Origin of the sequence: Nonomuraea roseola (assembly GCF_039535395.1) — a bacterium.
GTDB classification, from domain to species: domain Bacteria; phylum Actinomycetota; class Actinomycetes; order Streptosporangiales; family Streptosporangiaceae; genus Nonomuraea; species Nonomuraea roseola.
This window is the reverse complement of sequence record NZ_BAAAXC010000005.1, coordinates 181,378-195,544: the sequence shown is the minus strand read 5'-3', so window position 1 is coordinate 195,544 and position 14,167 is coordinate 181,378. Positions and strand designations below refer to the sequence as shown.

9 protein-coding genes and 1 pseudogene are annotated in these 14,167 nt (G+C 70.4%); 3 read left to right on the top strand and 7 right to left on the bottom strand.

The genetic code is table 11. The features are described from left to right. Nucleotides 1-6 precede the first annotated feature (6 nt). From ABFX55_RS02755 to ABFX55_RS02740, 4 genes are all read right to left on the bottom strand, one after another. Complete coding sequence (locus tag ABFX55_RS02755; RefSeq protein ID WP_346117276.1) at nt 7-1,317, bottom strand: serine hydrolase domain-containing protein; 1,311 nt, start codon at nt 1,315-1,317, stop codon at nt 7-9. Continuing rightward, nucleotides 1,281-3,116, bottom strand: a complete 1,836-nt coding sequence (locus tag ABFX55_RS02750; RefSeq protein WP_346117274.1) for a S9 family peptidase — start codon at nt 3,114-3,116, stop codon at nt 1,281-1,283. Before ABFX55_RS02750 ends, ABFX55_RS02755 begins: the two co-directional genes overlap by 37 nt. A 152-nt stretch (nt 3,117-3,268) precedes the next feature. Further along, entirely contained in the window at nt 3,269-4,435 is a 1,167-nt protein-coding gene (tuf, locus tag ABFX55_RS02745) for an elongation factor Tu (protein WP_346117272.1), read from the bottom strand. 472 nt (nt 4,436-4,907) lie between these two features. Further along, complete coding sequence (locus ABFX55_RS02740) at nt 4,908-5,981, bottom strand: YihY/virulence factor BrkB family protein (RefSeq protein ID WP_346117270.1); 1,074 nt, start codon at nt 5,979-5,981, stop codon at nt 4,908-4,910. Nucleotides 5,982-6,272: 291 nt separating this feature from the next. Here ABFX55_RS02740 and ABFX55_RS02735 point away from each other — a divergent pair, with 291 nt between their 5' ends. From ABFX55_RS02735 to ABFX55_RS02725, 3 genes are all read left to right on the top strand, one after another. After that, nucleotides 6,273-6,533, top strand: a complete 261-nt coding sequence (locus tag ABFX55_RS02735) for an AbrB/MazE/SpoVT family DNA-binding domain-containing protein (RefSeq protein WP_346117268.1) — start codon at nt 6,273-6,275, stop codon at nt 6,531-6,533. Further along, nucleotides 6,530-7,561: an alpha/beta fold hydrolase gene (locus ABFX55_RS02730; RefSeq protein ID WP_346117266.1), complete on the top strand. Its 1,032-nt coding sequence runs from the start codon at nt 6,530-6,532 to the stop codon at nt 7,559-7,561. The genes ABFX55_RS02735 and ABFX55_RS02730 overlap by 4 nt, the downstream gene beginning before the upstream one ends. Before the next feature lie 229 nt (nt 7,562-7,790). Continuing rightward, nucleotides 7,791-8,201, top strand: coding sequence for a DoxX family protein (locus tag ABFX55_RS02725; protein WP_346117264.1), 411 nt, complete (start codon nt 7,791-7,793; stop codon nt 8,199-8,201). 11 nt (nt 8,202-8,212) lie between these two features. Here the strand turns inward: ABFX55_RS02725 and ABFX55_RS02720 are convergent, their stop codons facing one another. The 3 genes and pseudogenes from ABFX55_RS02720 to ABFX55_RS02710 all read right to left on the bottom strand — a co-directional run bounded on the left by ABFX55_RS02720 (nt 8,213) and on the right by ABFX55_RS02710 (nt 14,156). Beyond that, nucleotides 8,213-8,983, bottom strand: a complete 771-nt coding sequence (locus tag ABFX55_RS02720) for an arylamine N-acetyltransferase family protein (protein WP_346117262.1) — start codon at nt 8,981-8,983, stop codon at nt 8,213-8,215. Nucleotides 8,984-9,422: 439 nt separating this feature from the next. Continuing rightward, nucleotides 9,423-9,599, bottom strand: a pseudogene (locus tag ABFX55_RS02715) (IS630 family transposase); the annotation flags it as partial. Between the two features lie 231 nt (nt 9,600-9,830). Continuing rightward, complete coding sequence (locus ABFX55_RS02710; protein WP_346117260.1) at nt 9,831-14,156, bottom strand: nSTAND1 domain-containing NTPase; 4,326 nt, start codon at nt 14,154-14,156, stop codon at nt 9,831-9,833. Between the last annotated feature and the right edge of the window lie 11 nt (nt 14,157-14,167).

Below are 14,167 nucleotides of genomic sequence, written 5' to 3'. Positions count from 1 at the left end.
CGCTCCTCAGGAGATCTTGGGGGTGGCCCGGGCGCCCAGGTGGACGTACGGTGAGCCGTCGGCCAGCTCGTAGAAGACCGCCGACAGCCATTGCGGGTCTCCCGGCATGCGGCCGACGAAGGTGACCTCGTCCACGGCGGTCAGGCCGAAGGCGACCGGCTCGTCCAGGACCTTCAGAGCGCCGGTCGACTCCATGGTCAGCGAGAGGCCGCCGTCTCGCTCGGCGATCGTGATCCGCGCGCCGACCCGCTCGTACACGCCGGCGAAGCGGCTCCCGTCCACCTCCACGGGCTGCTCGGGCGGTCCCAGCACCGGTGGCACGGCCACGCCGTCGAGGTCGCGGAACAGCTCGGTGGACAGGGCGTGCATGAAGGCGGCGCTGTGGCCGCCGTTGACCACGGCGCACGCGATCGTGCCGGTGTCGGGCAGCATCCACAGCATCGCGGACTGGCCGATGGTGTTGCCGCCGTGGGAGACGACGCGGTGGCCGTCCCACTCGTCGAGGATCCAGCCGAGGCCCCAGTGCCTGCCGAGGGTGTGCGGGTTGGGGAGCTCGACCTGCGGCTCCCACATGGCCCTCGGATCCTTGAGCAGGCCGCCCTCGAGGTGGGCGCGGGCGAAGGCGACCACGTCGGCGGGGCGGGCGTTGATCAGGCCGGCCGGGCCGCAGGAGCGCATCAGGCCCCAGGCGGGGGCCGGCTCGCCGTCGACGTGGCCGACGGCCGCGCCGAAGCGCAGCACGTCCTCGGGCAGGGTCCAGGTATGGGTGAGGCCGAGCGGTTCGATGATCTGCTCGCGCAGCGCCTGGTCCCACACCTGGCCCGTCATCCGTTCGACCAGGCGTCCCGCGATGATGAAGCCGGAGTTGCAGTAGGACTGCGTGACGCCCAGCGGGTGGTTCTGCGCCAGCTCGGCGCAGGCCTCGACGTAACGCTCGACGCAGTCGTCACCGCGTCCGGTGTCGAGGAACAGGTCGCCGTCGATGCCCGAGGTGTGGGTCAGCAGGTGCCGGACGGTGACCGTCCTGGTGACCTCGGGGTCGGCGACCCTGAACTCGGGCAGGAGCTCGGCGACGGGCGTGTCGAGGGTGAGCAGGCCCTGCTCGGCCAGCAGCATGATCTGGGTGGCGGTCCAGACCTTGGTGACCGAGCCGATCTGGAACAGAGAGTCGGGGCTCGCCTTCGCGCCGGTGCGCGTGTTGAGCACGCCGGCGGCGCTCTCGTGCAGCTCGCCCTGATGGAGGTAGGCCAGTGCGGCGCCAGGGACGTCGTATTCGCTGATCAGCTCTCCGAGCCGATCACCCATTGCTCCAGCCACGCGACGATCCTTTCGTTGTAGTCGAGACGGTGGGACGGACGGCCTTCGATGATGAACAGGTGGCTCGCGCCCGGGTACCTGACCAGGCGGGCGGGCACGCCGCGCTCCCGGAGTGCGGAGAACCACTGCTCGGCCTGCCCGACGGGGCAGCGGTCGTCGCGCTCGCCGTGCAGGAGGAGGGTGGGGGCGCTCACGGCGGCGACGTGGGTGAGCGGCGACTGCGCGGCGAGGTCGCCGCAGCATTCGAACATCTTCATGAAGTAGCCCGCGTCCGAGGTGCCCGACACGCTGGTCAGGTCGCTGACGCAGCCGCCGGGAACGGCCGCCTTGAACCTGCCGTCGGTGGCCGACAGCCAGCAGGCCATGTAGCCGCCGTAGCTGTAGCCGGTGACGGCGAGACGGTCGGGATCGGCGACGCCCTCGGCCACGAGCGCGTCGATCGGCGCGAGGAGGTCGTCCGCGTCGGACAGGCCCCATGAGCCGACCGCGGCGGTGTAGAACGCCTCGCCGTAGCCGTCGCTGCCGCGCGGGTTGAGGGTGAGCACGCTCCAGCCGCGGGCGGCGAGCACCTGGTGGTAGAGGTGGACGCCGTCGAAGACCGGCGACCACGCGTTGTGCGGGCCGCCGTGTACGTCGAGCAGGAGCGGGCCCGCGCCCGTCCGCTCGGGGTCGCGCAGCAGGAAGCCCTCGACGGGGGTGCCGTCGGGGGCGGTGAACAGGCGCCGCTCCAGCGGGAAGAGCTCGAGGTCCGGCAGCGTGTGGTCGGTGAGCCGCTCGCCGTCGAGGTAGATGTCGCCGGGGCTGGAGGGGGTGGCGGCCACGTAGGCGAGGCGAGCGCCTGCGACGCTGACGCCGCTGACGCTGTGCTCGCCGCCGACCTTCGTACGGCCCGGCGCGCCGTACAGGTGGGTGAGACCGCCGTCGCGGGCGCAGAACAGCAGCTCGTCGCCGAGCAGGACGGGAGGCGCGCCCGGGTAGCCGGAGTGGCCGAGCATGACGTTGCGGTCCAGGCCCGTCTCGACCTCGGACAGGCCGCCGGCCTCGAGGGTGAACAGCCTGGTGTGGCCGGTGGGGTCGCCCTTGAAGCCCGCGACCACCAGGCGCTCGCCGAGCCACCAGACGCCCGCGCATATGACGTCCGGCTCGGTCAGCCGCTTGGGTTCGGCTCCCTCCAGCCCGACGACGTAGACCGCGCCCGCGGGGGTGAGGTCCCTGTCCTCCTCCATGCTGGTGACGAAGGCCAGCTGCTGCCCGTCGGGCGACCAGGACGGCGGGCCCGCGTGGAAGTCGCCGTCGGTGAGCTGGGCGCGCTGCCCCGTGGCGACCTCGACGACGAACACGTGGGTGCGCAGGCCGCGCAGCAGCCCTGGTCCGTCGGCCTTGTACTCCAGGGTGTCGGCGACGACCGGCGCGTTCGGGTCGGGCTCGCCGTGGGGGGCGGTGAAGGCCAGACGGCTGCCGTCCGGCGACCAGACCGCGGGGCCCGCCGCGGCGCCGGTGAGCGCTCGCGGCTCGCCGCCGTCCATGGGCAGCAGGTGCAGCTGCGGCCTGCCGTCCACGGGGCGCAGGAACGCGAGCGTGCGGCCGTCGGGCGACCAGCGGGGCGCCAGGTCGTGTGGGCCGCTGGTGAGACGGCGGGGCTCGGCGCCGGGCGCGGCCAGCCAGATCTCCGACCGGTTCTCGTCGGAGTCCTTGTCCGCGGTGGTCACCGTGTAGGCGACGGCCGCGCCGTCGGGACGCAGCTGTGGGTCTCCCGGTACGGCGATGCGGTACAGGTCGGTCAGCGAGAGGCGGGACATGGTCGAACGGTAGGCCAGTGATCATGGGGCATCTTCGGCCGTCCGCACAAAAGCCGGACCGCTTCGTTGTACGGGGCGACGAGGAGGGGTCGGGGCCGGCTTCCACGTGCGGACAGCCGGGCCCCGAAGGGACCCGGCTGTCGCGGACGTGGCTAGTCCAGGACGGCCGACACCGTGCCCGCGCCGACCGTCAACCCTCCTTCACGGATCGCGAAGCCCAGCCCGGGCTCCAGGGCCACCGCCCTGCCCAGTTCCACGACCGCCTCGACCGTGTCTCCCGGCTCGGCCGGCGCGTCGATGACGATCTGGCCGGGCACGTCGGTCGTGCGGAGGTAGAACTGTGGCCGGTAGCCGTTGACGATCGGCTTGCGCCGCCCGCCCTCAGCCTCCGTGAGCAGGTAGATCCTGGCCGTGAGCCGCCGGTGGGCGGTCTGCGAGCCGGGCGTGGCCAGGACCATGCCGCGGCGTACCTGCTCGCGCCGTACCCCGCGCAGGAGCACCGCGGCGTTGTCCCCGGCCTCGCCCCGCTCCATGGTCCGGCCGAACGTCTCCACCCCGGTCACCACCGCGGTGAACGTCTCGCCGAACCCGACCACCTCGACGGTGTCGCCGAGCTTGACGACGCCGCGCTCGATCGCTCCGGTGGCGACCGTGCCGCGTCCCGTGACGGTGAGCACGTTCTCCACCGGGAGCAGGAACGGCGCGTCGACGTAGCGGACCGGCACCGGAATGTGCTCGTCGACCGCCCGGAGCAGCGCCTCGATGGAGGCCGTCCACTCGAGGTCACCCTCGAGCGCGCGCAGCCCTGAGACCCGGACCATGGGCACGTCGTGGTAGCCGTGCTCGGCCAGCAGCTCGCCCAGCTCCAGCTCGACCAGGTCGGCCAGCTCGAGGTCGGCGCCGTCGGCCTTGTTCAGCGCGACGACCAGGTGCTCGACCCCGACCCGCTTGGCGAGCAGCACGTGCTCGCGGGTCTGCGGCATGATGCCGTCCTGCGCGGAGACGACCAGGATCGCCCCGTCGAGCTGCGCCGCCCCCGTGATCATGTTCTTCACGTAGTCGGCGTGACCTGGCATGTCGACGTGCGCGTAGTGACGGGTGGCCGTCTCGTACTCGACGTGCGAGATGTTGATCGTGATGCCCCGCTGCGCCTCCTCGGGCGTGCGGTCGATCCGCTCGAACGGCGTGTACGTCGCCCCGCCCCGCGCGGCGAGCACCTTGGTGATCGCGGCGGTCAGCGTGGTCTTGCCGTGGTCGACGTGGCCCATCGTGCCGATGTTGAGGTGCGGCTTGTTGCGCACATAGGCCTGCTTGGCCATGGTTCCTTCCCTTGACGCCTGAGATGTGGTGTGACCCGTGTGCGGGTCTGTCAACCTCCCCCCGCCGGGTCACATCAGGACTTACGGGAAGAGGTCAGCGCTCCAGGCCGTCGAAGGCACGCTCGAACGCGCCCGCGGCTGCGGGCGTCGTCAGGTGAGCGTGGCGGAACATGAGCGTCATAGTGCCGGACATGAGCACCGACAGGCAACGGATTATTCCGGTGGCTCTGTGTCGCCCCCTCTGGTGTGGTCCGCTTCCGGCGTGTGGCGGTCCTGTCAGGGAGGCCGTACGGGGTCCGCCGCCCGCCCATCCCGTTCCAGGTCGGCGAAGCAGCCACGCGACCGGACCCGGTCCTGAACCACCCACTGGACGGCCGGATCAGCCCGGAGGAGCTCGCCCTGCTTGACACGGACCGCCTGCACCATCGGCTTGGCCTTCTTCGCCGGAATCGGACTGGAGCGTCCCGAACGCTCAGGCTTCCGGGCGGCCGGGCTCGCCGTCGCGTGGGAGTGGTGGACCGCCGCGATGGGTCAGCCGGATGAGGCGGCGGCCGGCGGCGATGGCGGCGGAGCCGACCGCGCCGACCAGCGGCTCGCGCTCCTCCTGGGCAGTCGGGCCCTTGTCGGGCAGGGCGGGCTCCACGCAACCGGCCCGGCAGCTTTCCAACTGGGCGGCGAAGGCCAGACCGAGGAACAGGGCGATCGAGCTGAGGAACGACCACAGCAGCAGCGCCATGACCGCGGTCAGCGGGCCGTACGTGCTGCCGAAGGTGCCGCTCGTGCCGGTGTAGAGGGCCAGGCCCATCGTGAAGGTCATCCACAACGCCAGCGTCACCAGCGCCCCGAACGCCAGCCAGGTATGGCCGGGCTGTCTGCGCCTGGGCGCGGCGCGGAACAGCACCGAGGTCGAGGCGAGCGCCAGCAGGAAGCCGACGGGCCAGCGCGTCAGGTCGAAGGCGCCGCGCAGGCCCGGACCCCAGTGGTACACGCTCGCCAGCGCGTCGCCGATGGCCGCGCCGCCGACCATGGCGACGAACCCGGCCACCATGAGGGCTCCGGCGGTCAGCGCCAGGACGATCGCCCTGCCGTACTTGCGGTGGAAGGGCCGGTCGCGCTCCATCCCGTAGATGCGGTTGGCGCCCCGCTCGACCTGGGCCATCGTGCTGGTCAGCGAGGCCAGCGCGGTGCCGAGGCCGAGCCAGAGCGCCACCGCGTCGCGGGTGCGCGCACCCTGGTTGAGGACCTCGAGCACCGCCGCCCCGCCCTCGCCAGGGGCCAGGTTGCTCAGCGCCTGCTGCAGCACCTGGCCGAGGTGCTCCTGATGGGCCACGGAGGCGAGGCCGACCAGCGCGATCGTGCCGGGGATGATCGACAGGCACAGCTGGAAGGCCAGGGCACGCGAATGGCTCATGCCGTCGCCGTAGCGGAAACGCACGAACGAGTCATGGGCGAGGCGGCGCATGCCGTACTGCTTGAGGGTCGTCCACGCGTCGTCGGCGGAAAGCTCCATCGTGCGCGTCTGGGGGACGAGGGTTGCGGATCCCACGGGGTAAAGCTACCCATCCCCGACCGAACGTTACATTCCGGGTTGCAGGGCACCGCCGCGTGGTGGAGGTCCAGTGGGTGTCGCGTTGATCCTTGACGGGCCGCGCGATGCCCGTGACGACAGCCGATCGCGCCGATGCTCGTTCCTCGACGAAGTCTGCGCCGCGCCCCAGGCGGGGCCTCTGGTCGTGAACCCCATCGGGCAAGGGCCGGCGCGGGACCGCAGGCCGTAAGTGCGAAAAGTAGGATAAGTAGGTAAAGTTCTACCAAGCACACCGAGAGGGCGGAGCGCATGGCAGGGAAGATGATCGAGGGGCCGGACGGCCGTTACATCGTGGGTACCGTGAAGATCGGCGAGAAGGGGCAGATCGTCATCCCGAAGGATGCGCGCGACCTGCTCGGCCTCCAACCGGGCGACACCCTTCTCGTGCTCGTGGACCGCAAGCAGGGCATCGCGCTGGTCGACAACGAGAGGTTCCGGAACTTCGCGACGGGTGTCCTCGCCGTGCAGGAGGAGGCGCCCACCGATCCCGGCCAGGAGAATGACCGGTGACCGGTTACCGCAACCCCTTCGAGGGGCGGCGTGAACCGTTGCCGTCCGAGCTGGCCAGGGCCGGCTTCCGCCAGGAGTTCGCCGAGTTCGACGGCGTGCTCATCAGCTACGTCCGCGGCCCCGAAGTGGGCGTGCCCCTGCTCCTCGTCCCCGGCCAGATGAGCTTGTGGAGCAGTTACCGCCTGGTCATGCCGAAGCTCGCGCGTCGGTTCACGGTGTACGCCATCGATGTCCGAGGGCACGGGAACTCCTCCTGGACGCCAGGGGACTACTCATGGGACTCCGCGGGCACGGACGTGGCGCACCTCCTGCGGCAGGTCGTCGGGAGACCCGCGATCGTCAGCGGGAACTCCTCCGGCGGCGTCCTCGCCCTGTGGTGTGCCGCCCGTGTCCCGGAACAGGTCGCGGCGATCGTCCTGGAGGACCCGCCGATCTTCTCGGCCGAGCTGCCGCGCTTCCGTGACCGGGACCGCTGGGTCCACAGCAGCCTCGCTCACGCCGTACAGGTGCTCGGTGACCTCGATCATCGGCGTGTGGCCGACATCCTTCGCCAGGAGATCCCCGTCTCCGAGACCAGGACCGTCCGGATGCCGGATCGCTTCATCGACTTCCTCGACCGCCTGGTGACCCGTCACCGGCGGCAGCACCCCGGCCGCCCGGCCGGTCTCGGCGTTCGGTGGCTCCCACGGTCGCTGGACGAGCCGATCCGGGCGGCGTCGATGTTCGACCCCGACTTCGCCAGGGCGTTCGTCGACGGCCGCTTCTACGGAGACTTCTCGCACGAGGCCGCCCTACGGACGACGACCGCCCCCGTCCTGCTGTTGCACGCCAACTGGAACCGGTACGAGAGGTACGGACTCGTCGGCGCCATGGACGATGACGACGCCCGCAGGGTACGTGAGCTCGTCCCTCAGACCGTTTACCGCCGGATCGACGCCAGGCATGTCATCCACGACGACAAACCTCGCGAGTTCATCGCCGCGGTGACCGCTTTCGCCGACACACTCGGGTCCCCTCCCATGCATTGACGGCAGCGCTTCACGCAGCCGGCGGAATCCGCCGCGTGGTGAACCGCCTGCGCGAGCGAGAGCACACCGCCGGCCTGAAGGTCCACGTTCCCCACAGGCGCGCGGTTGGGGGTCGAAGAGGTACCCCGCCGAGTTCTCGCGGGTCGGTCAAATGCCAGGCAAATGTCCTTTTGACTGTCAGAGCACTTCTCTCCGAACGGGCAGGGCCACCCTGAAGAGGAGAGCCATCATGAACTTCCTAGAGACGGCCAGGCCGTACGTCCTGTCGATATTCCGCATCGTCGTCGGACTGCTCTTCGCCTGCCACGGCGCAGCCAAGCTGTTCGGCGTGCTCGGCGGCGAGGCGGTCCCCGTCGGCGTCTGGCCACAGTGGTACGCGGGCATCATCGAGTTCGTCGGAGGAGGTCTCGTCCTTCTCGGCCTCGCCACTCGAATCGCGGCGTTGGTCTGCTCGGGTGAGATGGCCTACGCGTACTTCGTCGTCCATCAGCCGAAAGCCCTGTGGCCGCTGCAGAACGAGGGCGAACTGGCCGCCGTCTACTCCTGGTCGTTCCTGCTGATCGCGGTGCTGGGTCCAGGGATATGGGCGCTCGACACGTTGCTGGGCCGTGCCCGCAAACGAGCTCCGGCCAGGAACTGAACCATTCGAGTTCATCTTCCCATGGAGGGAAGGCGGTCGAGCGTGATCGCGAAGTGGTCGGCGTAGGCGGGAAGGAGGTCGCCTTCCTGCAGCACGCGTTCGGTGCGCTCGCCTGACGCGGTGTGGATCAGCTTCCTTCCGCTGATCGTGATCCGGCCCTCGCCCGTGCGCATCGAGCAGACCGGCGATCTGGTGAAGTGCGACTTCGGAGAGGTCGCCTGCCACCAGCACATCGGGACGAAGTCCGCCAGCTCGTACGGCCGGGCGGTCAGCCGGTAAGCCTGGTCGCCGTTGTGCACGACGTCGAGGTCCCCGTGGCCACTGGGAGCGGGCCCGATCTGAACCACACCGGCGTCGTCCTTCTGCTCCGCGCGCTCGTCGAGGCGCAGCGGCCCGTCGGCGAAATCCCCGAAGCCGACGTCGACCAGCCACGGCTCGTCAAGATCGACGCGCAGCGCCAGGTGGTCGAACAGCGGGCCCGGTCGACTGCCCTTGAAGACCCGTGCGGCCAGCAGCGTCACCCGGTAGCCGAGGGCGGCCAGCAACTCGGCGAACAACCCGTTCAACTCGTAGCAGAAGCCACCGCGGCGGCGCTCGACGATCTTGTCGAAGAGCGCCTCGGACTCGAGCGAGATCGGCTCGCCGAGATGGATGCTCAGATTCTCGAACGGCACGGCCTTCAGATGCGCGAGTTGCAGGACCCGCAGGCTCTGCGCGTCCGGCGCCGCGGGCCGAGCCACGCCGAGCCTGTCCAGATAGCCGGTGATTCGCGACTCGTTCATCGATACTCCTGAAGCGTGGCGACCCCTGGACTCATCCGTGGCGTCGAGGCGGCGACGACGGCTCGGCGGCGGACGGCGCGCTCGGCGCGGTTCCCGCCGTCGACGATCCGGATCATGACCTTGGCCACGCGGCCGGCGAACGCGGCGCGCCCCACCTCGGCAGGTCGGAGAAGCGCTCGACCATCTCGCCGCCCCAACGGTCGATGGTCTCCTCCATGAACGTCATCCGTGATCGCCCCGCAACTGCCGCCGCCGGAACGCGCATACCGCAGCTTGATGAATCATAAGCTCTCCGGCTCACGCAGAGCCGTCTGGCACCCGCAGGGACTCTCGGTCGTCCGCCCCTCCCCCTGACGGCTCCAGGCGATCACGATCACGCACCGCCTGAGGAGAGCCGGTCCGGAGATCCTGTCGCAGTATCTGGTCGGCGGTCTTGGTCCATGTGAAGGGCCGGGCGTTGTCGTTCCAGCCTGGGTTTCTCATCCACCACGAACACCGCCGCGTTGGTCGGCGGGGCCAGATACAACCCGACCACATCCCGGATCTTGTCTATCAGCAGCGGGTCGGGCGAAATCTTGAAGTTCTCGCTGCGCCACGGCTGCAGGCCGAATGTCCGCTAGATCCGCAGCACGCTGGTGGGCGCCCTGCGCCGTCATCCGACGCTTGGCCCAGCTCTCCAACCTCAAGCGCTCAGCCTCGGACAGCGTGGCCCATGCCTCCAGCAGACTGGGGCCTAACAGCCCCCGTCACTATCGGACCCCCATCAGAAACCGGCTCACCACGGCGACGCCGAGGAACGCAGGACCGCCGTGCACGAGCCCCGTACGGTCCGCTCCAGCTCGCGCGGTCATGGACAGATCCTTCGGTACGGCTCGCCTGACGGGTATTGGTCCCATTCCTGCCTGTTGAGCGATCGGCCCGCCATCGCGCAGGTCGCCGAAACCAGATCCGAGGGCAGGGCGACATCCCACAACCGGACCGTCATGTCCCCGCTGGAGGTGGCCAAGGTCCCGCCGTCAGGACTGAACGCCACCGAGTGGACGGCATGGGTATGGCCGGTGAGAGGAGCACCGATCTGCTTGCGGACGGCGACGTCCCACAACCGGACCGTCATGTCCCCGCTGGAGGTGGCCAAGGTCCCGCCGTCAGGACTGAACGCCACCGAGTGAACGGTATCGGCGTGGCCGGTGAGAGGAGCACCGATCTGCTTGCGAGCGGCGAGGTCCCACAATCGGACCGTCTCGTCGGCGCCGCCCGTGGCCAGGGTCTTGCCGTCGGGGCTGAACGCCACCGACACGGCGCCGCTGCTGTGGCCGGTGAGGTCGCTGCCGATCTGCTTGCGGCTGGCGACATCCCACAGCCGGACCGTTGTGTCGTTGCCGACGGTGGCGAAAGTCCTGCCGTCGGGACTGAACGCCACCGCGTGGACGGTATCGGCGTGGCCGGTGAGAGGAGCACCGATCTGCTTGCGGCTGGCGACATCCCACAGCCGGACCGTTGCGTCGGCACCGCCAGTGATCAGCCTCTTGCCATCGGGGCTGAACGCCACCGACATGACGAAGCCGCTGTGGCCGGTGAGGTCGCTGCCGATCTGTTCGCGGGTGGCGACGTTCCACAGCCGGGCCGTCTCGTCGGCGCTCGCGGTAGCCAGGGTCCTGCCGTCAGGACTGAACGCCGCCACCTTGACGTGTTTGAAGGGCATTGGAGTGGCGGGGTGGGTGCGGCCGATGAGGGAGGCGCCGATCTGCGCCCGACTGGCGACGTCCCACAGCCGGGCCGTCTCGTCGTCGCTGGCGGTCGCCAGGGTCAGCCCATCGGGGCTGAACGCCACCGAGCTGACGTCATCGGTGTGGCCGGTGAGGGGGGCGCCGATCTGCGCGCGACCTGCCCTCCACAGCCGGGCCGTGTTGTCACTGCCGGCAGTGACCAGACTCGTGCCGTCAGGGCTGAACGCCACCGACCGGACGATGTCGCGGTGGCCGACGAGAGCGGCGCCGATCTGCTCGCGACTTTCGACATCCCACAACCTGGTCGTCCAATCGCCGCCGGCGATGGCCAGGGTCCTGCCGTCGGGACTGAACGCCACCGACGTGATGAGTTCGGTGTGACGGGCCAGGACGACCTGTTCGCGCGTGGCGACATCCCACAACCAGACCGTCTCGTCGCTGCCGCCGGTGGCCAGAGTCCGGCCATCAGGGCTGAACGCCACCGTCTGGACGAATCCGCGAGTAGTGAGGGGTGCACCGATCCGCCTGCGGCCGGCGAGGTCCCAGAGATGGATGTGGTCGCTGCCGGTGGCCAGGGTCCTGCCGTCGGGACTGAACGCCACCGAGTGGACGACGCCGGCGTGGCCGGTGAGGGGTGCGCCGATCTGCTCGCGGGTGGCGACGTCCCACAGTCGGACCGTCTTGTCGGTGCTCGCGGTCGCCAGGGTCCGCCCATCGGGACTGAACGCCACCGACGTGACGGGTTTGGTATGACCGGTCAGGACGACCTGTTCGCGGGTGGCGAGGTCCCACAGGTGGGCCGTGTCGTCGCCGCCGCCGGTGGCCAGGGTTGTGCCGTCGGGGCTGAATGCCAGCGAGAAGATCATTCCGTGGCCGGGGAGAGGGGCGCCTATCTGTTCGTGGGTGGCGACGTCCCACAGCCTGGCCGTCTTGTCGGTGCCGGCGGTGGCCACGATCCGGCCGTCAGGACTGAACGCCACCGACTCGACCGAGCTGGTGTGGCCCGCGAGAACGCCGCGATTGGGTGACATCAACGCGTTGATCATGGCGTACCGGGCTTCGGCGGTGTGCGAGAAGGCCCAGGCGGTGGCTGCCAGCCGGCCGGCGACGACGCTGTCGGTGTCCACCACTCTTTCGCTTTCTCCGGCGAATTGCCGTGACAGGGCCTGCGCGCGTTCCCGTTCTGCGGTTCGCCGTTGGGCGGCTGCGGTCTCGGCTGATCTGATGGCGGCCACGGCGGCGACGGAGGCGATGAGCGTCAGGACGGTCAGCGCCGCGACGCCGAGCCGCGCCCAGCGTCTCCGCCGGGACGCGGTTTCCTGGGCTTGCGCGGCCGCCCGGCCGCCGGCGGTGAGGAACTCCTCGGCGAGCCGGTGCAGCGGCGGGTACCGTCCGGGAACGCCCTGCCACCTGCTCCAGGCCTGCTGAACCGCGTCCAGGCGGGTGCCCTGGTAAAGGAACGACGGATCCTTGCCGTTGCGGTTCCACTCCTCGGCGTCATCCAGCAGCTGGCTGTACAGCACCTGCCCCGCCTGATCCTCCTGCAGCCAGCCGCGCAGCCGTGGCCAGGCCTGGAGCAGGCAGTCATGGGCGATCTCGGCGGTCACATCGCCCAGCACGACCAGCCGTCTGGCGGCGAAGGCCTCCAGGACGGCGTCCACGTCGCCCGTGTGATCGCCCTGGTCGTACAGCTCGGCCCTGGCGATCCGACGGCGGGCCAGTTGCCCGTCGCGGGTCACCACCGTCATCCGGCGGAACAGCCGACGGGCGATCAGCCGCCGTTCGGAGGTCAGCGCGTCATAGACGCCGTCCGCGCTGACCTGGACCGCCCGGGCGACTCCACCGCCGCGGCCGTAACCGCCGATGGTCAACCGCTCGCCTTCACGGTTTTCCCACGTGGCCAGCATCGCCTGGGACAGCAGCGGCAGCGTGCCGGCGGTGTAGCCCTCCTCCGCTCCGTCGCCGAAGCGGGCGGCGGCGCCGAGCTCGTCCAGCACGGCGTTGGCCAGGCCGGTCTCCAGCTCCAGGCCGGCTGCCGCCGCCGGTCCGGTGATGACGCGCAGCAGCTCGGGTCTGGCCATCGGGCCGAGGACGAACTGCCCGTTGCTCATCGCCTCAGCCAGTGCCGGATATGCGGCGCACCGATCAAGGAAATCTGCCCGTACGCCGATGACGACCAGCGCGGCAGGCCCAGTGTCCGGCCCAGGGGTGGTAGCCGCGGCAGCCAGCGCGGCGATGAAATCCTGACGCTGGCCGGTCTCGTCAGCGAGGGTGAAGACCTCCTCGAACTGGTCCACTACGATCACCACCCGGCCCTGCTCCAGACCGGCGGAGGTCAGCATGGCCTGCCTGACCATCAGATGGGCGTTGCGAGGATCTTCGGCGAGGGCACGCCGGACGGTGACCGCGTCCGGCCCGCCCAGCGCGGCCAGGTGAACGGCGAGTTCGTCCAGCGGGGCCCTGGTCGGCGTGAGCAGCAGGCGCGGCCACCGCTGAGAGCCCGGCACCGGCAACAGTCCCCGGGCGACTGCGGGCAGCAGCCCGGCGCGGAGCAACGAGGACTTGCCTACCCCTGAGGCGCCGGTGACCAGCACCACACCCGGCCCGGAGAGCCGCTCGTCCAGCCGGCTCACCAGGCCGACAGTCGCCTGCTCGCGCCCGTAGAAGATGTGGCTGTGGTCGGCCTGGAAAGCGAGCAGTCCCCGGTACGGGCTGCCGTGCGCCCACCGGACCCCGCCGTCGGCCTCGTCACCGGCAGCGTCCAGACGAGCACGCCTGAGCGCGGCCAGTTCCTCGCGGATCAGCATCAGCTGGGTGGACTGCTCGCGCATCCGTTCACGGTCATGGCGGTGTTCGGCGTCCTGGCGATGCAGGCTGTACTGGATCTGGCCGGCGGCCCGGTCGATGCCGGCCAGCAGGAAGGAGAACTCGGCGAACTCGGTGCTCAGCGTGTCGAACGCGACGGCGAGCTGAGTCTGCAGAACCCGGTTCCCGCTGTCGATCGCCACCTCCAAGGCGATTCCGGCTGCGTCGATGTCGCGCAGCACCTGGGCGATCTCGACCCGGAGCCGGCGGGCGCGGGCGGTGTCGGTCTCCAGCATCTGCTCGATCCGCGCCGCAAGCTCGGTCTCCACCTGGCCGGGTTCGGGCGCGCCGTTGCCGGTACGGCGGCGCAGCGCGTCCACCGCGTTGCTGATCATTTCGCTGAGGATGTTGGTCCCCACGCCGGCCGTCACGCCGAGAGCTGCCAGCGCCACCCCGCCCGGAGACGCCAGGGCCAGCGGGATCAGGGCGCCGGCGGACAGCACGGAAAGCACTGCCGGAGGGGTCAGCTTCAGCGCGCCGGACGCCGCCAGCCGCGCCACCGCCGCCGCCACCCCGGACCGTGCCTCCTGGCGCGGCCCGCGGCCCTGATCACCCCGCGGATCCTCGATCTCGGCCGCCATGATGGTCACCA

Excerpts from the sequence above, each read along its gene's own strand:
- ABFX55_RS02735 (WP_346117268.1), top strand. The coding sequence starts at position 6,273 with ATGGCAGGGAAGATGATCGAGGGGCCGGACGGCCGTTACATCGTGGGT.
- ABFX55_RS02710 (WP_346117260.1), bottom strand. The coding sequence starts at position 14,156 with ATGGCGGCCGAGATCGAGGATCCGCGGGGTGATCAGGGCCGCGGGCCG.
- ABFX55_RS02725 (WP_346117264.1), top strand. The coding sequence starts at position 7,791 with ATGAACTTCCTAGAGACGGCCAGGCCGTACGTCCTGTCGATATTCCGC.
- tuf (WP_346117272.1), bottom strand. The coding sequence starts at position 4,435 with ATGGCCAAGCAGGCCTATGTGCGCAACAAGCCGCACCTCAACATCGGC.
- ABFX55_RS02720 (WP_346117262.1), bottom strand. The coding sequence starts at position 8,983 with ATGAACGAGTCGCGAATCACCGGCTATCTGGACAGGCTCGGCGTGGCT.
- ABFX55_RS02750 (WP_346117274.1), bottom strand. The coding sequence starts at position 3,116 with ATGTCCCGCCTCTCGCTGACCGACCTGTACCGCATCGCCGTACCGGGA.